Origin of the sequence: Streptomyces apricus (assembly GCF_008369065.1) — a bacterium.
GTDB classification, from domain to species: Bacteria; Actinomycetota; Actinomycetes; order Streptomycetales; family Streptomycetaceae; genus Streptomyces; species Streptomyces apricus.
Genome location: NZ_VDFC01000043.1, coordinates 291,246 through 313,748, shown reverse-complemented (window position 1 = coordinate 313,748; position 22,503 = coordinate 291,246). Strand labels below are relative to the sequence as shown.

21 protein-coding genes, 2 tRNA genes, 1 other RNA gene and 3 pseudogenes are annotated in these 22,503 nt (G+C 71.4%); 14 read left to right on the top strand and 13 right to left on the bottom strand.

The genetic code is table 11. The features are described from left to right. The 4 genes and pseudogenes from FGF04_RS19565 to ffs form a co-directional block, all read right to left on the bottom strand. Positions 1-1,379: pseudogene (locus FGF04_RS19565) on the bottom strand (hypothetical protein); the annotation flags it as partial. Positions 1,380-1,721: 342 nt separating this feature from the next. Beyond that, positions 1,722-2,981, bottom strand: a complete 1,260-nt coding sequence (gene purD / locus FGF04_RS19560; protein ID WP_149512601.1) for a phosphoribosylamine--glycine ligase — start codon at positions 2,979-2,981, stop codon at positions 1,722-1,724. 502 nt (positions 2,982-3,483) lie between these two features. Then, a pseudogene (locus tag FGF04_RS19550) lies at positions 3,484-4,737 on the bottom strand (DNA polymerase III subunit gamma and tau); the annotation flags it as partial. 113 nt (positions 4,738-4,850) lie between these two features. Next, positions 4,851-4,949, bottom strand: an RNA gene (gene ffs, locus FGF04_RS19545) — signal recognition particle sRNA small type. 71 nt (positions 4,950-5,020) lie between these two features. On the opposite strand from ffs, the gene FGF04_RS19540 reads away from it, so the two are divergent. Further along, positions 5,021-5,108: transfer RNA gene (locus FGF04_RS19540), tRNA-Ser, on the top strand. A 62-nt stretch (positions 5,109-5,170) separates the two neighbouring features. On the opposite strand, the gene FGF04_RS19535 is transcribed toward FGF04_RS19540, so the two are convergent. From FGF04_RS19535 to FGF04_RS19505, 7 genes and pseudogenes are all read right to left on the bottom strand, one after another. Beyond that, entirely contained in the window at positions 5,171-6,448 is a 1,278-nt protein-coding gene (locus tag FGF04_RS19535; RefSeq protein WP_149512600.1) for a tyrosine-type recombinase/integrase, read from the bottom strand. Positions 6,449-6,527: 79 nt separating this feature from the next. Further along, positions 6,528-6,746 carry an excisionase family DNA-binding protein gene (locus FGF04_RS19530; protein WP_149512599.1) on the bottom strand — a complete coding sequence of 73 codons (219 nt, stop codon included), beginning with the start codon at positions 6,744-6,746 and terminating at the stop codon, positions 6,528-6,530. A gap of 198 nt (positions 6,747-6,944) precedes the next feature. Further along, on the bottom strand, positions 6,945-8,102 hold the full coding sequence (locus FGF04_RS19525) for a DUF3631 domain-containing protein (RefSeq protein ID WP_149512598.1): 1,158 nt from the start codon (positions 8,100-8,102) through the stop codon (positions 6,945-6,947). Continuing rightward, positions 8,099-8,521 carry a hypothetical protein gene (locus FGF04_RS19520; protein ID WP_235882402.1) on the bottom strand — a complete coding sequence of 141 codons (423 nt, stop codon included), beginning with the start codon at positions 8,519-8,521 and terminating at the stop codon, positions 8,099-8,101. Before FGF04_RS19520 ends, FGF04_RS19525 begins: the two co-directional genes overlap by 4 nt. Further along, on the bottom strand, positions 8,518-9,414 hold the full coding sequence (locus tag FGF04_RS19515; RefSeq protein ID WP_149512597.1) for a bifunctional DNA primase/polymerase: 897 nt from the start codon (positions 9,412-9,414) through the stop codon (positions 8,518-8,520). Before FGF04_RS19515 ends, FGF04_RS19520 begins: the two co-directional genes overlap by 4 nt. Further along, entirely contained in the window at positions 9,411-10,277 is an 867-nt protein-coding gene (locus FGF04_RS19510) for a hypothetical protein (RefSeq protein WP_188114143.1), read from the bottom strand. Before FGF04_RS19510 ends, FGF04_RS19515 begins: the two co-directional genes overlap by 4 nt. A gap of 89 nt (positions 10,278-10,366) precedes the next feature. Continuing rightward, positions 10,367-10,720: pseudogene (locus FGF04_RS19505) on the bottom strand (hypothetical protein); the annotation flags it as partial. Between the two features lie 115 nt (positions 10,721-10,835). Between FGF04_RS19505 and FGF04_RS40115 the strand changes: the two are divergent. The 3 genes from FGF04_RS40115 (at position 10,836) to FGF04_RS19495 (ending at position 12,581) form a co-directional block, all read left to right on the top strand. Further along, positions 10,836-10,988, top strand: coding sequence for a hypothetical protein (locus FGF04_RS40115; protein ID WP_188114152.1), 153 nt, complete (start codon positions 10,836-10,838; stop codon positions 10,986-10,988). 569 nt (positions 10,989-11,557) lie between these two features. Beyond that, a complete protein-coding gene (locus FGF04_RS19500; RefSeq protein WP_003999914.1) occupies positions 11,558-11,854 on the top strand; it encodes a type II toxin-antitoxin system VapB family antitoxin in 297 nt (98 codons plus the stop codon). Between the two features lie 88 nt (positions 11,855-11,942). Beyond that, a complete protein-coding gene (locus FGF04_RS19495) occupies positions 11,943-12,581 on the top strand; it encodes a LytR C-terminal domain-containing protein (protein WP_149512596.1) in 639 nt (212 codons plus the stop codon). Positions 12,582-12,649: 68 nt separating this feature from the next. Here FGF04_RS19495 and upp read toward each other — a convergent pair whose 3' ends face one another. After that, positions 12,650-13,285, bottom strand: coding sequence for a uracil phosphoribosyltransferase (upp, locus tag FGF04_RS19490; RefSeq protein WP_149512595.1), 636 nt, complete (start codon positions 13,283-13,285; stop codon positions 12,650-12,652). Between the two features lie 178 nt (positions 13,286-13,463). Between upp and FGF04_RS19485 the strand changes: the two genes are divergently transcribed. The 8 genes from FGF04_RS19485 (at position 13,464) to FGF04_RS19450 (ending at position 18,265) form a co-directional block, all read left to right on the top strand. After that, entirely contained in the window at positions 13,464-13,646 is a 183-nt protein-coding gene (locus FGF04_RS19485; protein WP_149512594.1) for a hypothetical protein, read from the top strand. A gap of 359 nt (positions 13,647-14,005) precedes the next feature. Continuing rightward, entirely contained in the window at positions 14,006-14,560 is a 555-nt protein-coding gene (locus FGF04_RS19480; RefSeq protein ID WP_149512671.1) for a tRNA adenosine deaminase-associated protein, read from the top strand. 56 nt (positions 14,561-14,616) lie between these two features. After that, positions 14,617-15,048 carry a tRNA adenosine(34) deaminase TadA gene (gene tadA / locus FGF04_RS19475; protein ID WP_149512593.1) on the top strand — a complete coding sequence of 144 codons (432 nt, stop codon included), beginning with the start codon at positions 14,617-14,619 and terminating at the stop codon, positions 15,046-15,048. Positions 15,049-15,148: 100 nt separating this feature from the next. Next, a tRNA-Ser gene (locus tag FGF04_RS19470) sits at positions 15,149-15,233 on the top strand. 211 nt (positions 15,234-15,444) lie between these two features. Then, a complete protein-coding gene (locus tag FGF04_RS19465; protein ID WP_149512592.1) occupies positions 15,445-15,624 on the top strand; it encodes a hypothetical protein in 180 nt (59 codons plus the stop codon). Between the two features lie 67 nt (positions 15,625-15,691). Beyond that, positions 15,692-15,985, top strand: coding sequence for a Dabb family protein (locus FGF04_RS19460; protein ID WP_149512591.1), 294 nt, complete (start codon positions 15,692-15,694; stop codon positions 15,983-15,985). A gap of 269 nt (positions 15,986-16,254) precedes the next feature. Then, entirely contained in the window at positions 16,255-17,121 is an 867-nt protein-coding gene (locus tag FGF04_RS19455) for an RNA polymerase sigma factor SigF (RefSeq protein WP_149512590.1), read from the top strand. A 244-nt stretch (positions 17,122-17,365) separates the two neighbouring features. Then, on the top strand, positions 17,366-18,265 hold the full coding sequence (locus FGF04_RS19450) for an RNA polymerase sigma factor SigF (protein WP_149512589.1): 900 nt from the start codon (positions 17,366-17,368) through the stop codon (positions 18,263-18,265). 444 nt (positions 18,266-18,709) lie between these two features. Here the strand turns inward: FGF04_RS19450 and FGF04_RS19445 are convergent, their stop codons facing one another. Then, positions 18,710-18,907, bottom strand: a complete 198-nt coding sequence (locus FGF04_RS19445; RefSeq protein ID WP_149512588.1) for a hypothetical protein — start codon at positions 18,905-18,907, stop codon at positions 18,710-18,712. A gap of 364 nt (positions 18,908-19,271) precedes the next feature. Between FGF04_RS19445 and FGF04_RS19440 the strand changes: the two genes are divergently transcribed. Both FGF04_RS19440 and FGF04_RS19435 read left to right on the top strand, forming a co-directional pair. Then, positions 19,272-19,787: a MarR family winged helix-turn-helix transcriptional regulator gene (locus FGF04_RS19440; RefSeq protein WP_149512587.1), complete on the top strand. Its 516-nt coding sequence runs from the start codon at positions 19,272-19,274 to the stop codon at positions 19,785-19,787. Positions 19,788-19,810: 23 nt separating this feature from the next. Continuing rightward, a complete protein-coding gene (locus FGF04_RS19435) occupies positions 19,811-22,429 on the top strand; it encodes an MFS transporter (RefSeq protein ID WP_149512586.1) in 2,619 nt (872 codons plus the stop codon). Positions 22,430-22,503: the final 74 nt, after the last annotated feature.

The following is a 22,503-nucleotide window of genomic DNA, read 5'->3' as shown; positions in this document are numbered from 1 at the left end:
GGTCTCCGGCCAGCGGGTCCGGTGACGGCTGGGAGTTCGCCCGCGCCTGCGGGTCCGGTGAAGGCTGCGGGTGCGGGGCCGTGGTCAGGTGGTCCAGGACCCGGGACAGGGTCGGGCCCGCCGGGTCCGGGGCGCCCGGCTGCGCCGTACGGGACACACCCAGCGTGTCCAGGACCCGGTGCAGCCGCGCCGCGTCCGTACGCCACTTGCGGTCGACCACCTCCTCCGGGTACTCGTCCCAGTCGACCGGCGCCCAGTCGGGGCCGGACCCGGCGGGTCCGCCGTGGAAGAGGCGGGCGGCCAGCAGCGACGTCGCCTCGTCGATCGCGCCCGGCTCCTCCAGCAGGTCGCAGGCGGGGCGTTCGCCGAGCCGGGAGGCGAAGCCCTCGGCCAGCCGGTCGCGCCGGGAGAGCTCGGTGAGGGCCGCGACGACCCCGGCATCCAGCCGGGAGGGCCAGCGCCCCATGCGCCAGGCGGGCAGCGCGACCCTGGTCAGCAGCCGGTCCCAGCCGGCGTACGCCAGGCCCACCTGCTCCTGCGCGACGATCCGCAGGCCGTAGTCGACGGCCTGGGCGCGCTCCGCCGCCGCGGCGGCCACCCCCCGCTCCATCTCGGCCGCGTGTCCGCGGCAGCCGCGCAGCAGGAGCCGGGTGATCCAGCCGGCCCCGCCGAGCACCAGCCGGGCCAGCGGGTTGCGCCCGGGCGCCGAGGTCACGGCCACGGCCGCGTCCAGGCCGCGTACGAAGCGCCGGGCCGCGGCTATGTCGGGATGCGCCGAGGGGCCCGTACCGGCGACGACCGGTGCCAGCACGGCGCGCAGCTCGCCGACCCGCATCCACCACATGAAGGGGGAGCCGATGACCAGGACGGGCGCGGCGGGCGTGCGGCGGTGGGCCGGCGGCAGGCCCCGGCCGCCCTCCATCTCGTCCCCGGAGCGCGCGCGGGGCGGTCCGTGGGCGGGATGGGTGCGGTCCTCCAGCCAGCTGTCGCAGTCGGGGGTGAGCGCTATCGCGGAGGGGGCGGGCACCTCCAGGCGGTCGGCCAGGTCCCGCACCATGCGGTAGAGGTCCGGCGCCGACTCCTCGGCGACCGCGACCGTGGGGCTCACGGCGGGCCGCGCGCGGTCGTGACGGGGCTCGCCGTGGTCGTGCTGCTGTGCGCACCCCCGCCGCGCACAGCAGCACGACCACGGCGAGCCCCGTCACGACCGCGCGCGCCACGCCCCAGCCGGGGCCGTCGACGCGCCCGGTCGCCCCGCCGACGAGCAGGACGACGGCGACGGCCGCGGGCAGCAGGGCGACGGCCGACGCCCTGCTGCGGATGCGCAGCACGGCGAGAGCCCGTGAGCGCGCGGCCTGCGCGCCCAACTCCACTCCCATACCGGACACGACCGGTGTCACCCCCTACTGCCCGCCCGGCGTGTGCCTACCCAGCCACCGCCGGCGGACGTCCATGGCGTTGCTCACTCCCCCACTGTGGCACCCACGACGGACATCGCAATGCCGGTGGGCCAAGTGCCGGAACGCTTGCGCCGCACCATAGTTGGGGCCCCCGCCCCAGTCAGCCGGATGGGGGAACGGTCACTCGATGGAATGGCTTTGGCTAAAGGTGGCTGACGAACGGGCCCCGGATCCTGTGCAGGATCCGGGGCCCGAAGGTGCCGTATGCGGGGTGACGGTGCAGGTGATCACCCGTAACCCAGGGTTACTCCAGTTGTCCGGTCAGCTGGCGGCGGCCTCCGCCACCTTCGCCGCGATGTCCGTGCGGTGCTGGGATCCGTCGAGGCGGATCCGCCCGACCGCAGCGTAGGCGCGGGCGCGGGCCTCGGTGAGGTCCGGGCCGCTCGCGGTGACCGAGAGCACCCGGCCGCCCGCGCTGACGATCGCGTCGCCGTCCCGCTTCGTGCCCGCGTGCAGGACGTACGTGTGCGGGGCGTCCCGGTCCGCCACCTCGTCGAGCCCTTCGACGGGGTCGCCGGTGCGGGGGGTGCCGGGGTAGTTGTGCGAGGCGATGACCACGGTGACGGCCGCGTCGTCGCTCCAGCGCAGCGGTTCGAGGTCGGCGAGGGTGCCGTTCGCGGCCGCGAGGAGGACACCGGCGAGCGGGGTCTTCAGGCGGGCGAGGACGACCTGGGTCTCGGGGTCGCCGAACCGGGCGTTGAACTCGATGACCCGCACGCCGCGCGAGGTGATCGCGAGACCGGCGTAGAGCAGCCCGGAGAACGGGGTGCCGCGGCGGCGCAGCTCGTCGACGGTCGGCTGCAGCACGCTCTGCAGGACCTCGTCGACCAGCTTCGGATCGGCCCACGGGAGGGGCGAGTACGCGCCCATGCCACCGGTGTTGGGGCCCTGGTCGCCGTCGAGGGCGCGCTTGAAGTCCTGGGCCGGCTGCAGCGGGACGACGGTGACGCCGTCGGTGATCGCGAAGAGGGAGACCTCGGGGCCGTCGAGGAACTCCTCGATGACCACGCGGTCGCAGGCGTTGGCGTGGGCGGCGGCGGCCTGCAGGTCGTCGGTCACGACGACGCCCTTGCCGGCCGCGAGACCGTCGTCCTTCACGACGTACGGGGCGCCGAAGGCGTCGAGCGCCTCGTCGACCTCGGCGGGGGTGGTGCAGACGTACGAGCGGGCGGTGGGCACGCCCGCGCCGGCCATGACGTCCTTGGCGAAGGCCTTGGACCCCTCCAGCTGCGCGGCCTCGCGCGAGGGGCCGAACACCGGGATGCCCGCCTCGCGCACGGCGTCGGCGACCCCGGCCACCAGGGGCGCCTCCGGGCCGACGACCACCAGATCGGCCTCCAGGTCCCGGGCCAGCGCGGCCACGGCCCCGCCGTCGAGGGCGTCGACCTGGTGCAACTGGGCCACCTCGGCGATGCCCGCGTTGCCTGGGGCGCAGTGCAGCGCGGTGACGTCGGGATCGAGGGAGAGGGAACGGCACAGGGCGTGTTCGCGGGCACCGCCGCCGATTACTAGGACCTTCACGGGGGTCAGCCTAGCGGGGCACCCGGCCGGGCTTCCCCGCCACGGGGCGGCGGGCGACGCCGCGGCTGCCGCGGGCCACTCGGCGGGGCGGCCCTGTGGGCGGCTGTGCGGGGACGCCCTGCGGGGCCGCCCGGTGGAGCGGGCTTGTACGGCGGGGCCGCGGTGACGCTCGATGGGACGGTGCTGCGCGGCGGTCGCTCAGGACGGCTCCGCGCGGGGCGGTTGTGCGGCGGCTGTTCGCAGCAACTCCGTGCGGGGCGGCCCCCTGCAGTGGCCCCTTGCGGGGCAGCCCCGCGCGGCGGTCGCTCGGGGTGGCCCCCCGTCGGCTACTCGTTCGGGATTTCCTCGACCACCGTCGCTCCCAGTTCCCGCACGATCAGCTCGTGGCCCGACAGTGCCGACTCGTCGAGGTCGGGGTCGTCGTCCTCCGGGATGTCGTCCTCCGGGGAGATGGGGGGCGGCTCCGGAGCCCCGCCGGCACGGCGGGGCCGGGCCCGCCGGCGACCCCGCCCTCCTGCCCCCCGGTATGGGCGTCGGGCCCGGGCACGTACCCCATGGCCATCCCGGGAGCGCCGGGAGCACCGGCCGCGGTGAAGTTCACGCCGCGCTCGATCCGGTCGAGGCGGGCCATGACGGACCGCTCGTCCCCGTACGCGGCCGGCAGCAGCACGCGCGCGCAGATCAGCTCCAGCTGGAGACGGGGCGAGGTGGCCCCCCGCATCTCCGTCAGCCCGTCGTTGACGAGGTCGGCGGCGCGGCTCAGCTCGGCGGCGCCGAACACACTCGCCTGGGCCGTCATGCGCTCCACCACGTCGACGGGGGCGTCGATGAGCCCCTTCTCCCCTGCGTCCGGCACGGCGGCGAGGATCACCAGGTCCCGGAGCCGTTCCAGCAGGTCGGCGACGAAGCGGCGGGGGTCGTTGCCGCCCTCGATGACCCGGTCGACGACCTCGAAGGCGGCGGCGCCGTCGCCGGCGGCGAAGGCCTCGACCACGGAGTCGAGCAGCGAGCCGTCCGTGTACCCGAGGAGCGAGGTGGCCATGGCGTACGTCACACCGTCCTCGCGGGCGCCCGCGAGGAGCTGGTCCATGACGGACATCGAGTCACGCACGGATCCGGCGCCGGCCCGCACGACGAGCGGGAGCACCCCGTCCTCGACGGCCATGCCCTCGCGCCCGCAGACCTCGCCGAGGTACTCCCGCAGGGTCCCGGGCGGAACGAGCCGGAACGGATAGTGGTGCGTACGCGACCGGATCGTCCCGATGACCTTCTCGGGCTCGGTGGTGGCGAAGATGAACTTGAGGTGCTCCGGCGGCTCCTCGACGACCTTCAGCAGCGCGTTGAAGCCGGCCGACGTGACCATGTGGGCCTCGTCGATGATGTAGATCTTGTAACGGCTGCTCGCGGGCCCGAAGAACGCCTTCTCGCGCAGGTCACGGGCGTCGTCCACACCACCGTGGGAGGCGGCGTCGATCTCGATGACGTCGATGGACCCCGGCCCGTTCCGCGCGAGGTCGCGGCAGGACTGGCACTCGCCGCACGGGGTGGGCGTGGGCCCCTGCTCGCAGTTCAGGCAGCGGGCGAGGATGCGCGCGCTGGTCGTCTTCCCGCAGCCGCGCGGCCCGCTGAACAGGTACGCGTGATTGACCCGGTTGTTCCGCAGCGCCTGCATCAACGGGTCGGTGACATGCTCCTGCCCGATGACCTCGGCGAACGACTCCGGGCGATAACGGCGGTACAGCGCGAGAGACGACACGCATACGAGGTTATAGGCGCCCACTGACATCGAGGACCGCCACGGAACACGTCCCGCCGGACTCCGCCGGACCCCACTGCCGATCCCCGCCCGGGGCCCTCCCCGGCTGTGGGAACGCAAACGCCCCTCACGCACCCGCCAGAGCCAACCTACCCTTGCTGCCTTCCGGCCCTGGGGGAGTTCAGTCAGATAGCGCCACGTGAGGGGCTGCGCTCACAGTACCCGATCCGGGCGGGGGGAACGAGTTCGCGAGCACGGCTCAACGTCTTGTATTGTTTGCCGCGGAGGATTCGCCTAGTGGCCTAGGGCGCACGCTTGGAAAGCGTGTTGGGGGCAACCCCTCACGAGTTCGAATCTCGTATCCTCCGCCAGTGCCTCACCGGGCACGATGTCGAAGGGCCCCACCGTTCGCGGTGGGGCCCTTCGACGGTTCTCAGCTCTCGTTGTCCTGGTTTTTGTCCACAGCGGGTGCCGCGGGTCCCCAGATGGCATCGGCGATCTTCCGGGCGACGTCCTTGAGCATGGCGTCCGGCACGTGGAGGTAGCGCGCCCGCATCCGTGCGGAGGTGCCCGGCTCCCACCCCATGATCTGGTCGATGACGCGGGCCGGGACCCCGAGCAGCATGAGCACGGTGGCCGCGGTGTGCCGAGCGTCGTGCAGCCGGCCGTCCCGCACCTGTGCGTCCGCCAGGAGCCGCTTCCAATCGTGATAGTCCGTGTTCGGGCTCAGCGGGCCGCCCAGCGCCCTGGTGAACACGTAGTCCGACTCGGTCCACAGGTTGCCCGCGGTCTTGCGCTCGCGCGCCTGTACCTCGGCATGCGCGCGGAGCATGGCGACCAGCGGACCCGGCAGGGGCACCGCCCGGCGGCCGGCACGAGACTTGGTGTTCTTGGTCTCACGCCGGACCTGCTTCCGGCTCGGGCAGTACCCCGCTTTCCGGCCGCACGGCGAGGCTTCCGGGCACCCGTGCTCGTAGCGGGGGCGCAGACGGTTCCGACGCAGTTTGAGGTACTCGTTGTCCAGGTCGACGTCAGACCAGCGCAGTCCGAGCGTCTCGCCCTGTCGCAGACCTAGCGCGAGCGCGAGCATCCAGCGGGCGCTGTTCCGGCGCTTGTTCACCTCGATCAGCAGACTCTGCACCTCGTCCAGCGAGTAGGGCTCCACCTCGTCCTCGGCTTCTTCCATCCGCGGCGGCTTGGCCAGTGCGGCGGCGTTCTTCGCCACATGGCCGCGCCGTGCTGCTTCACCGAGGGCGGTCCGGATGGTGCGGTGGGCCTGGTGAGCCGTGCCAGCCTTGCTCCCGCTCTTCTGCATCCGGCGGTAGAGGCTTTCCAGGTGCTCAGGCTCCAAGCGGTCGATACGGTGCTTGCCGACACCGGGCACGAGGTGCACGCGCACGGCCACCTCGTAGCCGTCGTAGGTGTTCTCGCTGACGGTCGGTTTGGCGATGTTCTCGACCCAGTGCCACAGCCACTTGTCGACCGTCCACGGCTTGCCGGGCTGCTGCGCCGAACCCTCGTCGCGTTGCTTCTCCAGCTTGCGGACCTCGTCCACCAGTTCCTTGCGTGTCGGGCGCGTCAGGTGCCGGCGGTAGGGCGTCCCGTCGTCCTTGTAGCCCATCGGTACGCGAGCGTGCCAGCGCTCGTCTTTCCCGTAGTAGATGGCGGATTCGCCGTTGGCGCGGCGGGTGCGCTTCTTCTCTTCTGCCACAGCCAGACTCCTGTTTTTAGGTACTGAGATTCGAGCGGCGGACTGTCCTGTCTGGGACAGTCCGCAGCCCGGGGTGCGGTCAAGCGGCTCGTTGGGCCGCGCGTTGACGGGCGACGTACGCGGCGGGCGCATCCGCGGGGACGCGCCGGAGTCGGCCGATGGGGATGGACTCCAGCTCTCCGGAGCGGATGAGCTGGTAGCAGAAGGTGCGGCCGACTCGAAGGCGGCGGGCGGCCTCTTCAACGGTCAGCAGCACGAGGGTGGGGTCGAATGCGTCGGCGGGACGGGCCGTTTCCATTCGGGTGTTGCTCCTTCGTCGCGAGGGGAGGAGCGGGGGCCCGTCGGCCCCCTTCTGCGAAGTCCGCTACTTCCGCTACCGCCGCTACCTCGCAGGTCAGGGGCCTGTTGGAGGTAGCGGGAAGGGGTAGCGGTAGCGGATGGGTAGCGTTGCGGTAGCGGCAACCGACCCCGGTTGCCGCTACCTCGTTGTTGCTGGTCAGGTGGTGTTTTCGGTGCCCGGTAGCGGAGGTAGCGGACTTTCCGGGGGCGGGGGGCAGTAGCGCTGCCACGCGTCGTGTAGATCGGTGGCGTAGTAGCCCTTGAGGACTCCGCCCCCGCCGGTTTTGATGTTGCGGGAGCCGATCGGGTCGCCGTCGGCGGTGACGTACTCGCTGAGCATTTTGGAGAGCCGGCGGGAGTCGAGCGGCTTGCCGTTGAAGTCGGCCCACGGCGCGTCATCGAGGGCGTTGAGCCGGTCGAGGATGGCGACGGTAGGCAGGCGGTCGATGCCGGTCAGGACGTGGTCGCGCAGGTCGGTCAGGAGCCGGACGCCGATGCTGCCCTTGTCGTTGACACGGGAGGCTTTGACCATGGTCAGGCAGGCTTCCCGGGCCCGCTGCGGCCAGGGCCCGCCGACGGCGTCCGCGATGGCGAGCAGGGGTTCCCACACGTCCGCGGGCCGGTCGGCCACCCCCTCGGGCATCTCGGGGAAGGCGTCGGTGACCTGGTCCTGGATCGTTTCGGCCCACTTGGCGAGCCGGTCGCGCAGGGCGTTGCCCTCCCGCACGTGGATGCGGGTGCGCCACTGCTCGACCTTCTCGTTGCGGGCTCGCCGCCGCATGCGGACGATGACGGACCGCGTCATGATCGTGTCGGGCAGGGAGCCGAGGCCTGCGACGGCGACGGCGCAGTAGGAAGGGAAGCCCTGTACCTGCTGGTTGGAGCCGTCTCCCACGCACCGGTACATCACGCGTCCGCGGGTGTGGCCGGCGTTGATGAAGCCGCGGAGCTGTTCGTTCTCCCCGGCTTTCGGCCCGAAGATCGTGTCGATTTCGTCGAAGAGGATCGTGGGCCGGCCGCCGTCGATGCCGGAGACGGAGCGGAACAGCGCGGACGCGGAGGCGTCTACGGCGGCCATGGACCGCGGCACGAGGGCTTCCACTACTTCCAGTGCCCGGGACTTCCCCGACCCAGGCTCGGGTGAGAGGAACGCGAGCCTCGGGGTGGAGTCGAAGGCGTCGAGCAGGTGGGCGTGGGCGTCCCACAGGGTGACGGCGACGTAGGCGGCTTCGGTGGGGAAGACGTTGAAGCGCCGGTGGAAGGCTTCCACCTCGTCGAGCAGTACGGCACCGTCGATGGTGTCGGGGGCGGTCATGCGGCGGCCCTCCCTTCGGTGAACTGTCCGGTGCAGGTGTTCTTGTGGTCGTCGTACTCGGTGATCAGGGCGGCCACGCTGCGAAGTCCCGTGGCGGTGCCGGTCTGCCCGCAGGGGCAGGCGTAGGCGGCGCTGGGGGTATCTCCGGGGCGTTTCGACCAGCGGGCCCCGTCGTTGGGGCGGCGGTAGAGGGGCGGAGCGTAGATGCGGATGCCGGGCCGCTCCGGCACCGGGTCCGTGGTGCTGCGGGGTGCGGCATCGGTGGGGAAGGGCTGTGTGCGGGGAAGTGCTGAAATGACGCCCTGACGGGCGGCGCCTTTTGGCTCGCCCACGACCGGCCCCGGTGCGGCCGGTTGGGCGAGGTGCGGGCCGCTCGCCACCGGCTGGCCTTCCAAGGAGGAGCGGGGAGGGGTGTTCATGCCGTCTCCCGAGGCCGGACCTTGCGCAGGGAGCTGTCCAGGGCGCTTCGGATGGTGCTCCGGCACTCCGCAGCGGTGAGCCCCCGGGCCTCCCCCGCCGCTTGGAAGGCGTTCTCTGCCACGTGCCGAGGGAGGTCGCCCCACGCGACAAACCGCCCCACCTTGAACGCGCACCGATTCAGCGTGATGTTGCGCTGAGCGTCCGGCGCCGCGGTGACCATCGCGCACTCGGCTTCCAGCGCGGCCAGGGCCGCGCGGCTGCCGTCGACCGCGGGCAGCCGCAACGGCACCGCGGGGCGTGTAGGGGCGGGTTGCAGCAACTCCAGCAGCCACCCCGGTAGTGGGGCCGGGGCGGTGTCGTCCACGGTCTCGTACGAGCCGGTGGGGGTGATGCTGCCGGCGGCCACGACGTACCCGCCCCATGCCCGGGTGTCGACCAGGGGTGCGAGGGTGCCCGCGGTGTTGCCCAACCGGACGTTGGCCGGGGCGGTGAAGTACAGGTGTTGTCCACCGCTTGCGGTCCGGACCCGGTAAGTGGTGGGGACGGCGTGGCCGGTGCGCTCGCAGAGCGCCGCAAAGGTCGCCGCGCCGTCAGGCGTGTCCGCACTGCTGTTGTTCTGGTTCTTGGGTACGTCCAGGTCGACGACGACCAAGCCGGACGGACCGATTGCCAAGCCGATGTTGGCAGGGCTGGTCTCCCAGCACTGCGTGATGCGGTGCGGGTCGACGGTCGCCCGTTCCTGCCACTTCATGTGGCCGCGGGCGCAGTCGCCGGTGACGCGGCACCGATCGGCCCCGTGCAGGGCGGGCCGCTTTGTGCCGGGCCGGAGCGGGAAGACGTGCCAGCCGCGTTCAGCGGCCGTCAGGGCTGCGTGCAACAGGTGGTTGTTCATGCCGCGACCTCCCGCGGCGCGGCGGCGGCCGTGGTGGTGAAGCAGCCGCATCCGCCTTCGTCGAACAGGTCGAGCTGTTCCGGTTCCTGTTCGACGCGCCGCCGGAGTGCGGCCAGCGTGAGCGGCCTCGTCGTGCCGCCGCGGCGGTCGCGCAGGATGGAGACGTCCTTGCCGAGCAGGCGGCGCATCTTTGCTTCGGCGGCTTCGGCGCGGGCGTAGCGTTCGGGGAAGACCTTCAACAGTCGCACCCACTGCGCCTGGCCGCCCTTGACGCACATGCCGCCGCAGTTGTTGTGGGCGAAGCCGAGCCGGTACAGGCGGGGGTCGATCAATCCGGCGGCGCGGGCTTCGGCGCGCAGCTGGTCTTTGTCGCGGTATGGCGGCTCGGTGAGCGGGTATTCCGCGTGCCAGGGCTGCCAGCTGGCCCGGTTGCCAGGGATACGGTCGGGCTCGGACCAGTCCAAGCCGATGTGCAGCACCGTGGTGTCGAAGGTGAGCGCCGGGTTGGCGGCCAGCCAGTCACGGCACATCTTCAGCTTCAGCTCAAGCGCGCAGTGCGCGAGCTGGGTGTTGCCGAGCCAGCGCTTGTCTTCGAAGACCTGCCACGGCGTGCGGCCGTCGGCGACGCGGGTAATCGGTACGCCGAGATGCGCGCTGGCCTGGTCGTTGAACGTGTACAGGTCCTCGTCCTCGATCAGGGTGTCCGCGAACAGCAGGATCGTGCTGGCCGCGCCGTGCTGCGCGACGACGTGGCGGGCGGTGGCCCAACTGGTGATGCCGCCAGACCACATCACGACGTGCGTCACACGGTCGCTCGCCGGTGGACTGCCGATTGCTCGCGTGAGGGGGATGGGTTGCGTCATGCTGGAGGTCTCCAGTTCCTTCGATGGATGCTGGTTGGCAAGGGCGGCCCCGCGACTTTGGCGAGACGAGGGGGCCGCCCTTGGCGTAGCTAGCTGTAGAACTTGTTCCGCTTGATCACGGCTTTGCGGATGTTGACCGTGGTGCCGCCGCCATGGCCGCTCGTGCCGAGGATCTGGACGGCGATCCATCCGCCGAAGATGACCGCGGCGAGAGTGATGAGTTGGGTGATGAGCGCGGTGAGTGCGGCGATGAACGTCGTCAGGAGCACGAGCCCGCCGCACACGGCGCCGAACCCGATCCCTCCGAGGGCGATGTTCACCGCGGTGCGCGAGACGGCCGGCTTGCTTACGACCGGTTCGGACTTGGTCGGCTCGATGGCGTAGCCGGTGACGACTCGCCCGTCGGGCAGGACCACCGACGCCACCGACGAGACGGCGGCCGGCCGCCCCCGCCCCGCGCGCCCGGCGCTGCATGGTCCTCCGCTGCTGAGGAGCCCGGTCCGACCGGACAGCTCTTCCACACCCCCTCAGCAACAGCAGCACGAGAGGAACCCCTCCATGCCGAAGGACCCGTACGCGATCCTGCGCGCCCTGGTGCGCGCCGAGTCCGTCCGCAACGCCCCGAAGCCGCTCCCCGCCGACCCCGGTCGGGGCACGCCGAAGCCGGAATCGGGGCAGCAGCCCCCGTCCGGGAAGCCCGAACGCGGCTGAGCCGTCCGGCGGGGGCGGGCCGATCCGCCTCCGCCGCTGCGAAGGCCCCGCAGATAAGACGCGCCCTCGGGGGCCTGTGTGACGAAGAAGACGCTGACCCTTTCGAGCGAACCGGGCCGAGCGCGCCACCCGCGACGCGTACCGGAAGGCCGTGGCCCGAACCGCCGAGGGCCGCGACCGCACCTCGCCGCCACCCTCTACCCCCTGGGATCACCTCTGGGAGCACCTCTGGGAGCAGGGCCTCCGGTCCCGGGGACCTCCACCGACGGCGCCCCCATCAGCCGTTCCATGCCGCCGCTGCCGGTTCGTCCCGCGCCGGCCCGCACCCGCCCCGGCACGCGCTCCACACACACCCCACACACGCGCCGCACACCCGGTGCGCGCACCTCGTACGCACCCCGCGCCCGCCCCGCGCCAGTCCAGGGCCTGCTCCCGTCCAGTTTCCGAATCGATCATGAAAGGGTGATCCAGGAGAATTACCGGTTTGCGCATATTTACGACGTCATTTCCAGCGCCGCACTCCGGCGCCATGGCTGCGCCCGGAAGCTCTCGGCCGGTAGGCTTTCCGTGTGATCTTCAAGCGCATCGGAAACGGCCGGCCGTACCCCGACCACGGCCGGGAAAGCACCCGGCAGTGGGCGGACGTCGCGCCGCGCCCGGTCCGCCTCGATCAGCTGGTGACGACCAAGGGCCAGCTCGATCTGGAAACGCTGCTCGCCGAGGACTCCACGTTCTACGGCGACCTCTTCGCGCACGTCGTGAAGTGGCAGGGCGACCTGTACCTGGAGGACGGCCTGCACCGCGCCGTCCGCGCCGCGCTCCAGCAGCGCCAGGTGCTGCACGCCCGCGTCCTCGAACTGGACTGATCCCCGGGTTGGCCCTTTCGGGTTGGTCCGACCGCCGACCAATGATCATCTAGTAGGCATTGCGGCCCGGGCGCACTACGCTTCGCTCATGAGCATGCTCACTCCCCCTGGCATGGGCGGCCAGTACCGGATCACGGGGGACAAGTACCCACGGATGCGCAGGAACCGGGGTCGCCGCCGGATCGTGCTCGCGGCTGCCGCCTCCGTCGCCGCACTCGGACTGGCCGGCTGGGGCACCCTGCAGCTCATCGACGTCTTCACCGGCGGTGGCGACAAGGCCTCGGCGGTCGGCCCGGCACTGGGGTGCAAGCCGTCCCCCTCGCCCACCGCGAAGCCGGTCAAGGCCGTGCCGAAGCCCGGCCAGATCACCGTGAACGTCCTCAACGCCACGACCCGCTCGGGTCTCGCCAAGGACGTCGCGGACGCGCTGAAGAAGCGCGGCTTCAAGATCGGCGAGGTGGGCAACGCCACCAAGGCGTACGACAAGAAGGTCGACGGGCCGGGCGTGGTGCTCGGTGCGAAGACCGCCGCGGACGCCGCGCTGCCCGTCCTCGGGACCCAGCTCGTCGGCGCCGAGACGAAGACCGACGCCCGGACGAAGCCGGCGGAGGTCGACCTGATCCTCGGCAAGGCCTTCAAGGCCCTGACGGCGGAGAAGGACGCCGACAAGGCCCTGACCACCCTGGCCAAGCCCGTGCCGGCGCCCTCGGCGAAGAAGGACTGCTGACGGCTCCGTAGGGGCACCGGGCCGTAAGGGCTCCGGCCCCCGGGCCGCCCGGCCACTCAGCCGTGCGGCTACTCGGCCGCGCCGTACATGCGGTCGCCCGCGTCGCCGAGGCCCGGGACGATGTAGCCGTTCTCGTTCAGGCGCTCGTCGACCGAGGCGGTCACGACCGTGACGGGGGCGCCCGCGAGGTCGCGCTCCATCACCTCGACGCCCTCGGGAGCGGCCAGGAGCACCACGGCCGTCACGTCGTCGGCGCCGCGCTTGATCAGCTCCTGGATCGCCGCGACGAGGGTGCCGCCGGTGGCCAGCATCGGGTCCAGGACGTACACCTGGCGCCCGGAGAGGTCCTCGGGCATACGGGTCGCATACGTGGACGCCTGGAGCGTCTCCTCGTCGCGGATCATGCCGAGGAAGCCCACCTCGGCGGTCGGCAGGAGGCGCACCATGCCGTCGAGCATGCCGAGGCCGGCCCGCAGGATCGGTACGACGAGGGGCCGCGGGTAGGACAGCTTGACGCCCGTGGTGGCGGACACCGGGGTCTCGATGTCGACCTGTTCGGTGCGCACGTCCCGCGTGGCCTCGTAGGCCAGCAGGGTGACCAGTTCGTCGGCGAGCCGGCGGAAGGTCGCGGAGTCGGTGCGGCGGTCGCGCAGCGTGGTGAGCTTATGGGCGACCAGGGGGTGGTCGACGACGTGGAGACGCATGCCCACCAGGGTATCCGGGCCCGCGCCGGCCGTCCGTACGCCCGTACGCCCGTACGTCCGTCACCAGCCGGTTCCGGAGTGTTCCGCAATCTTCACCGCCGCCACCGCGCAAACCTCCGTTGGCATCAAACCGCCCGTCGGAGGGAAAGTGGGAGGGACCTGACTGGGGGTGTTGCCGATGCTGGACCCGGAGCAGAGCAACCGGGCGGACCTGGAGAGCGACGCTCAGCGCCGCCGGCGCCGGGCTCAGTTCCTGCGGGAGCTGAAGGAGGCCCGCGAGCTGCGCGACCGGGTGCAGCCGCGCCGCGCGAAGACGGCCCGCATGCGGCATGCGATGCGCATGCGCACATTCCGCTGGTGAGGACCCGCCGTGCGCCTGCGCGTGCACCGGCCGCCGTTCCGTCCGGGTGGGCCCGGCGGGTCGCGCGACCCGCCGGGCCCACCCGGACGGCCGCGTACGGAGCGGAAGTTCCGGCGGCGTACGATCCGGCTGTCGGTGGGCGCCGGGCGCTCAGGTGGGGCCATGCGGCGGTGCGACGCACACGCCACGCACCCCGGCGCGGGGACGCGACCGGGACACAGCGAGCCGAAGACCTCTCCTGAACGCTCTGTTTCTGCCACGATTCCGAGTGGGCGGGGCTCGGAGCACTCATCCCCCGTCCACAACCTCCGCCGGGGGGACCCCCAACCGGCACGCCTATGACCAGTGGGAGAGTCACGGTGTACTTCGCCGCACTGCTCGCGCGCACCGAAGACGGGTGGGAAGCGAGCGACACAGAGCTCGACGACGTGGAGACCCTGTCGGATCTCGGCGACCTGGCCCGTGAGGCCTCGGTCGACGACGACACGGTCCTCGTCTACATCGAGCAGGAGGACGCGTGGTTCGGAGTCGTCCGCGTGGACGGCGAGGAGGACCCTCGCATCTACGTCTCGGACGCCGCGGCCGCTGCCCGCAGTTCGTACGGCGAGATCCTGCTCACGGACGAACTGCTCGGAAGGGATCCCGGTGACGACGGCGTCGCCGACCTGGACTCCCTCGACCTCGACGGCACGGAGGACGGTGAACCCGAGGACGAGGCCGACGACGAGGAAGAGGACGGCGTCGGCGCCACCTCCAAGGGACAGGTCGTGCCGTCCGGACCCATCGGAGACCGCGAGGTCCTCACCGACCTCGGTGTGAGCGAGAAGGAGTTGCTGGCCCTGGACAGCACCGACGCCCTCGGTGAGATCGCCGAGGTCCTCGGGGCGGCAGAGGTCCTGGAGGCCGTCCGCTGACGGCCCCGTACACCCAGGAGGAACACGACCCTGTACGCGACCGGTGGCGGTCCGCGATGCGGCACGCCCTCGACGAGGCCGCCCTGGCGGGCCGCGGCGGGGACGTGCCGGTGGGCGCCGTCGTCCTGTCCCCGGACGGTACGACGGTGCTCGCAACCGGGCACAACGAGCGTGAGGCGGCCGGCGACCCGACCGCCCACGCCGAGGTGCTGGCGCTGCGCCGGGCCGCCGCCCGCACCGGCGAGTGGCGGCTGACCGGCTGCACGCTCGTCGTCACCCTCGAACCCTGCACGATGTGCGCCGGGGCGCTCGTCCAGTCCCGCGTGGACCGGGTCGTCTACGGCGCCCGCGACGAGAAGGCGGGCGCGGCCGGCTCCCTGTGGGACGTCGTGCGCGACCGCCGCCTCAACCACCGGCCGGAGGTGATCGCGGGCGTGCTCGACGAGGAGTGCGCCCAGCTGCTCACGGCCTTCTTCCGCGACCGCTGACCACCCCCGAACCTGCTCCGGGCCGGCTCAGAATCGGCTCCGGACCGGCCCTCGGATACGGATTTCCGAGCACGGCCCATCGTGGGCTAGGATCTCTCTCGGTAGCGTGTCCGAGCGGCCGAAGGAGCTCGCCTCGAAAGCGAGTGTGGCGCAAGTCACCGAGGGTTCAAATCCCTCCGCTACCGCAGATAGACGAAGGGCCCGGTCCGATGGACCGGGCCCTTCGCGTTGCCCTGCCCTGGGGCCTGAAGTCCGAGGCCTGAGGTGTGATGGAAAGATCGTCATATCTGTTGCCCGGGTTACACTCACCGCCGACAACAGGGGCCTCAGCAGGCACAGCGTGCACGGCGGGCGCAGGGGGCGCCGCCGGCACAGGCAGGGACAGGGGAGGCCGCGGTGGCGGTGAACGCGAAGAGGATCGCCGTCTACGTACTCGTGGTCTTCGCGCTGTACGTGATCATCACCGACCCCGAGAAGGCGGCGGACTACGTCCAGATAGGGTTCGAGGGCATCTCGAACGCCGCCCAGTCCGTCGGTGACTTCATGACGTGGGTCGCCGACGGCGCCAAGGACTAGCGAGCCGGAGGGCCGCGACCGCCGCGCTCCTTCCGTCCGCCGGTCCCCCTCCACTCCGGGAGTGCCCGTGATCCGCCACCTCGTCCTCTTCAAGCTCGATGAAGGCGTCGACCGGGAGGAGCCCCGCGTCGCCGAGGGCGTCGCCGCCTTCCGCGCGCTCGGCGGGCAGATCCCCGAACTGCGGTTCTGGGAGTGCGCCTGGAACATCACCGACCGGCCCATCGCGTACGACTTCGCGATCAACTCGGCGGTCGAGGACACGGACGCGCTCAAGCGGTACCTCGAACACCCCGCCCACCAGGCGGGCGTCGCCCTGTGGCGCGAGTTCGCCACCTGGGTGATCGCCGACTACGAGTACTGAGCACCAGCACTGCGGATCGCGGATCGGTCCATGCCCAGACCCTCGCCCTGGCGGCGGGGGTCCTTCTCTGTCCGGGGCGGTCCGGGGCGGTCCGGGAAGTCTTTCGGGGCCGTCCGGTTTTCAACACGGAGTAACAGGGTGCTTGCACACAGTGCACATGTCTTGTGATGCTATGACCGCTTTTGACCGATGAGTTGACGCATGTGTCTGGCGAGCATCGTTCGGACTTGTGTTTTCACGGGTTGACGGACCCAGAGGTGGAGTGGACCGTGCCGGCCAGTACCGCGCCTCAAGCACCTCCCCAGCAGAAGCCGCAGGCGGTCGAACGGATCGACGAACCCGGCGACTCCCGGGAACCCGGTCCGCAGCGCCGCCGCGGGGCGGACACCAGGGCCCTGACCCAGGTCCTCTTCGGCGAGCTCAAGAACCTGCAGCCCGGCACCCCCGAGCACGGCCGCGTGCGGGCCGCGCTGATCGAGGCGAACCTCCCGCTGGTGCGGTACGCCGCCGCCCGCTTCCGCTCCCGCAACGAGCCCATGGAGGACGTCGTCCAGGTCGGCACGATCGGCCTGATCAACGCCATCGACCGCTTCGACCCCGACCGGGGCGTGCAGTTCCCGACCTTCGCGATGCCCACCGTGGTCGGCGAGATCAAGCGGTACTTCCGCGACAACGTCCGCACGGTCCACGTACCGCGCCGGCTGCACGAGCTGTGGGTGCAGGTGAACAGCGCCACCGAGGATCTCACGACGGCCTTCGGGCGCACCCCCACGACCGCCGAGGTCGCCGAGCGGCTGCGCATCGGCGAGGACGAGGTGCTGGCCTGCATCGAGGCCGGCCGCTCGTACCACGCGACCTCCCTGGAGGCCGCCCAGGAGGGCGACGGACTGCCCGGCCTCCTCGACCGGCTCGGCTTCGAGGACCCGGCCCTGGACGGCGTGGAGCACCGCGACCTCGTACGGCACCTCCTCGTGCAGCTCCCGGAACGGGAGCAGCGCATTCTCCTGCTGCGCTACTACAGCAACCTGACGCAGTCCCAGATCAGTGCGGAACTGGGCGTCTCGCAGATGCACGTGTCAAGGTTGCTCGCCCGCAGTTTCGCCCGGCTGCGATCCGCAAACAGGATCGAGGCGTAACCCCTGGGAGCGAATCGCCTCCAAGGGCATTTCACGACATTTCTGCGGTGAAAAACCGTCAGACCCCCTTTTTCCAGGGCCTATTCGCCTCACCGGTGTCGACATGTCACTACAGCGTGTTGCCGACATGTGACATTCTTCCGGTGAAGCGTTTGCCGCGGCCCCGCCTCCGGTATTCAGGTGGAGGCTGCGTTCCTTCCACGGGAGCGTCCGCCGCGACCGTCCGCGACCCAAAGGGGGTGGCATGTCCGCAGACCAGGGCAGCTCGAAGGTGCTCACGCTCGAAAAGAGCGAATCCGCACCCGACGTGCTTCACAGTGTCGTTGCCGAGGTACCGGCCGTCCCGGCCGAGGAAGCCCCGGCCTTCCCCCCGACGTCGGAAGCGATCGACACCCGCACCCTGTCCCGCTCCCTGTTCCTGCGGCTCGCCGCGCTGGACGAGAACAGCCCCGAGCGTGCCTATGTACGGGACACCCTCATCGAACTCAACCTCCCGCTGGTGCGTTATGCGGCCGCCCGCTTCCGGTCGCGCAACGAACCGATGGAGGACATCGTCCAGGTCGGCACGATCGGTCTGATCAAGGCGATCGACCGCTTCGACTGCGAACGGGGCGTGGAGTTCCCGACGTTCGCGATGCCGACGGTCGTGGGTGAGATCAAGCGGTTCTTCCGGGACACCTCGTGGTCGGTGCGGGTGCCGCGCCGGCTCCAGGAACTGCGGCTGGCGCTGACCAAGGCCAGCGACGAGCTCTCCCAGAAGCTGGACCGCTCGCCGACCGTCGCCGAGCTGGCCGCCGTGCTCGGTGTGTCGCAGGAGGACGTGGTCGACGGCCTGGCCGTGGGCAACGCCTACACGGCCTCGTCCCTCGACTCGCCGGCCCCCGAGGACGACGGCGGCGAGGGTTCCCTGGCGGACCGCCTCGGTTACGAGGACACGGCGTTGGAGGGGGTCGAGTACCGCGAGTCCCTGAAGCCCCTGCTCGCCAAGCTGCCGCCCCGCGAGCGGCGGATCATCATGCTCCGCTTCTTCGCCAACATGACGCAGTCGCAGATCGGCGAGGAGGTCGGCATCTCACAGATGCACGTCTCCCGACTGCTCACGCGGACCCTCTCCCAGCTCCGGGAAGGGCTCATCTCCGACTGATCGGCTGGCGGGTGGCCGGTGGGTGACCGTGGGGTCGGCGACCGGCCGGTGGACCTGCCCCGGCTGGTCCGTAACGGCCGGCTCGCATCGGCCAAGCCGTATCGGCAGCCCCACCATCCGGTGGGGCCGGTCCGGCCGGCAGACATGCCGACCCGGTACGTCGCCGGGTGGGCCGGCTCTCGGCACGTGGCCGTCGAGGTACCCCGGGGTGCCACGGCGGCCTCGCCGTGTCCGGAGCGCCCTCGGCTCGCGGCACCGGCCGGAGGACGGCGTGGCGGACGGGACGTCGTTGTACCGCGTCCGGGCACGGCTGCGCGCTTCGGGGCGCGCGGCGCCGTCGTCGGTCCGCCCGTGATCGGGGCGTACGTCAGGCGGGCGTCCGGCACGTGTGCGCCGGGTCGGTCCCGCCCCGTAGGAGTGGGGCGCCCTGTGGCGCCCCACTCTTTACGCGAGTGCGAGCCAGGCGACCACGGCGACGACCACGACCACCGCGATCACACCGACGATCAGGCCGACCCGGGGACCCCGGGCGGAGGCCGCCTGCTGCTGCTGACGACTCTGTGGGTCGTCGACGAACGCTCGGAACATCTGGGTGCTACCCGCGGGGTCGTAGTTGCCCTCGGGGCCCTGGGTGTTTGCCATGCGCGTGACCCTATCGGGTACGTTCTGCGGTCCCAAGTTTCGGGTGCCGACTTCTGGTTGGGCGTACCCGGGCCCGGGGCGGTGCCCCTGGGACCGGGTACGCCCGGTGTGGCTTCCGGTGGCTGCGGTCGTCTTCGGCTGCGGGTGCGTCGTGTCCGGGCGCGCAGTTCCCCGCACCCCTGAAGGGCTGCGCCCCCAGAGGCATGACCCCCGCCCCCGGCCCGGCCGAAAACCGTCCCACCTGCGAGTTTACGTTCGCCAATACTTGCCTTTGCCAAGGTTTTAGACCGTAGGGCCTCATTTCGTTTGCCTGCAGCAACCAACAGTTCTTATGGTTGCCTCAAGCAACAATGAGGGAGGTGCGATGGCCGCTCGACGGCAGTACGAGGAGCTGGCCCAGCAGCTCAGCGCCATCGGCGCCGTGAAGCGCGGCCTGGGCCGGATGCTCCCGCACGAGTGCCCGGCGGGCTCCGCCGCCGTGCTCACCCTGCTCGACCGGCACGGCGAGATGCGACTGAGCAGACTCGCCGAGCTGATGGCCATCGACATGTCGGTGACGAGCCGGCACGTGGCGCACGTCGCCGAGCGCGGCTGGATCGACCGGTCCGCCGACCCCGCCGACAAGCGCTCCCGCATCCTGCGGCTGACCCCCGCCGGACGGGACATGCTCGCCGACCTCTCCGAGCGCTACATGAACGCGCTCGCCCACTACCTGGAGGACTGGTCCGACGACGAGGTCGACCAGCTCAACACCCTGCTCGGACGACTGCGCGCGAGCTTCGGCGACTGCCGGACCGTACCGGCCGCGTCCGCACCTCCCGTCCCGCCCGGGGAGCCCGCACCGGCTCCCGGCGGGCGGACCGCCCGTACACCCGTATGACGCATCACAAGAAAAGGAAGCCCATGGCAACGACCACACCAGCCGGTGTGCGGGGCTCACACGCCAAGCACGGAGGCGCCCCCGACGGCGCCCCGATGACGCACCGGCAGATCATGGAGGCCCTCTCCGGGCTGCTGCTCGGCATGTTCGTCGCGATCCTGTCGTCGACGATCGTCTCCAACGCACTGCCCGAGATCATCGGCGACCTGGGCGGCGGCCAGTCCGCCTACACCTGGGTCGTCACCGCCACGCTGCTGTCCATGACCGCGACCACGCCCCTGTGGGGCAAGCTCGCGGACCTCTACAGCAAGAAGGCGCTCGTCCAGATAGCCCTCGTCATCTACGTGGCGGGCTCGATCGTGGCGGGGCTCGCGCAGAACCCCGGGATGCTGATCGCCGTCCGCGTGGTCCAGGGCATCGGCGTCGGCGGTCTGTCCGCCCTCGCACAGATCGTCATGGCCGCGATGATCTCCCCGCGCGAGCGCGGCCGGTACTCCGGCTACCTCGGCGCGACGTTCGCAGTCGCGACCGTCGGCGGCCCGCTGCTCGGCGGTGTCATCACCGACACCAGCTGGCTCGGCTGGCGCTGGTGCTTCTACGTCGGTGTGCCCTTCGCGATCATCGCACTGATCGTGCTCCAGCGGACCCTGCACCTGCCCACCGTGAAGCGTGAGGTCAAGGTCGACTGGGCCGGCGCGTTCTTCATCTCCGCCGCGGTCTCGCTGCTGCTCCTGTGGGTCACCTTCGCCGGTGACAAGTACGACTGGGTCTCGTGGCAGACGTACACGATGGTCGCCGGCGCGATCGTCCTCGGCCTGCTCTTCGTGCTCGTCGAGTCCAAGGCGAGCGAGCCGATCGTCCCGCTGCGCCTGTTCCGCAACCGCACCATCACGCTGTCGTCCGTCGCCTCGCTCTTCGTGGGCATCGCGATGTTCACCGGCACGGTGTTCTTCAGCCAGTACTTCCAGCTGGCCCGGGACGAGTCGCCGACCATGTCCGGCGTGCTGACGATCCCGATGATCGGCGGACTGTTCGTCTCCTCCACCGTCTCCGGCCAGATCATCACCAAGACCGGCAGGTGGAAGGCCTGGCTGGTCATCGGCGGTGCGCTGGTGACCGCGGGGCTCGGACTGCTCGGCACGATCCGGTACGACACGGACTACTGGCAGGTCGCCATCTTCATGGCGCTCATGGGTCTCGGCATCGGCATGATGATGCAGAACCTGGTGCTGTGCACGCAGAACCAGGTGGACCCCTCCGACCTCGGCGCGGCCAGCTCCGTGGTCACCTTCTTCCGGTCCCTCGGCGGTGCGATCGGCGTCTCCGCGCTCGGTGCCGTGCTGGCCAACCGCATCACGCACTACACCACGGACGGTCTGGCCGGCATCGACCCGAAGTACTCCGCGGCCGCCGGTTCGAGCAGCGGCGCCATCCCGGACGTGGACTCGCTGCCCGGCCCGCTGCGCACGGTCGTCGAGAGCTCCTACGGGCACGGCATCGCGGACGTCTTCCTGATCGCCGCCGCCATGGCGTTCATCGCCTTCGTCATCACGATCTTCATCAAGGAGGTTCCGCTGCGTACGTCGGGCGGGCTGGCGCAGGCCGCCGAGGCCCAGAACGGGGCCGCGGCTCCGGTCCCGGTCCCGGCCGCCGAGGGAGCCACCCCGGCCGTGGCCGGTACGAACGGGGCCTTCCCCGCCGAGGCCGGGGAGCACGTCCCGAGCTGGGCCGTCTCCGACAACGGCAACGACAACGCCGCCGCTACCGCCACCGGCGCCAGCACCACCGAAGGCGCCGGGTCCGGTCCCGAGGGCACCCAGCGGCTCGCGGCGGTCGCCACCCTGGCGGCCGGTGCCGACACCGGCGCGGCCGCCGGCTCCGGCGGGATCCCGGTCCACGGGTTCGTGCGCGGCGCCGAGAGCGCGCCCGTGCCCCGGGCCGCCGTCACGCTGATCTCCCTCGCGGGCCGTCAGCTGGGCCGCTCGGTCGCCCAGGCCGACGGCGCCTACGCGGTGGACGCGCCCGGCACCGGTTCGTACGTGCTGATCGCCTCCGCGGACGGCTTCCAGCCGCAGGCCTCGACGGTCGTCGTGCACGACGAACCGCTCGCGTACGACATCCTGCTGAGCGGCACGAGCGGGCTCGTGGGCACGGTGAAGGCCGCCGACAGCGGGCTTCCGGTCGCCGGCGCGATGGTCATCGTGACCGATGTGCGCGGTGACGTGCTGGCCACCGGGACCACCGGTGCGCAGGGCGAGTTCACCTTCGCCGAGCTGGTGCCCGGCGCGGTGACCGTCGCGGTGAACGCGGCCGGGCACCGGCCCCGCGCGCTGCCCGTCGAGGTCGGCGGCACCGGCGTCACCCGGGTCGAGGTCGCGCTCACCGCAGGGGCACGGCTCCAGGGCGTGGTGCACGCACCCGGCGGCCCGCTGGGCGACGCCCGCGTCACGCTCGTCGACGCGGCCGGCAACGTGGTCGGCACCGCCACCACCGGGACGGACGGGGCGTACGCCTTCACCGACCTGGACAGCGGCGAGTACACCGTCATCGCGACCGGCTACCCGCCGGTGGCCACGGCGCTGACCGTGGACGGCGGCGGAGTGGACGGCCACGACATCCGGCTCGCGCACCCCGGCGAGTAGTCACCGGGCCACCTGAGGAAACAGCAGTCGAAGACCCCGGCCCGTGGAGCGCGTTCCGAGCGGAGACGTGCTCC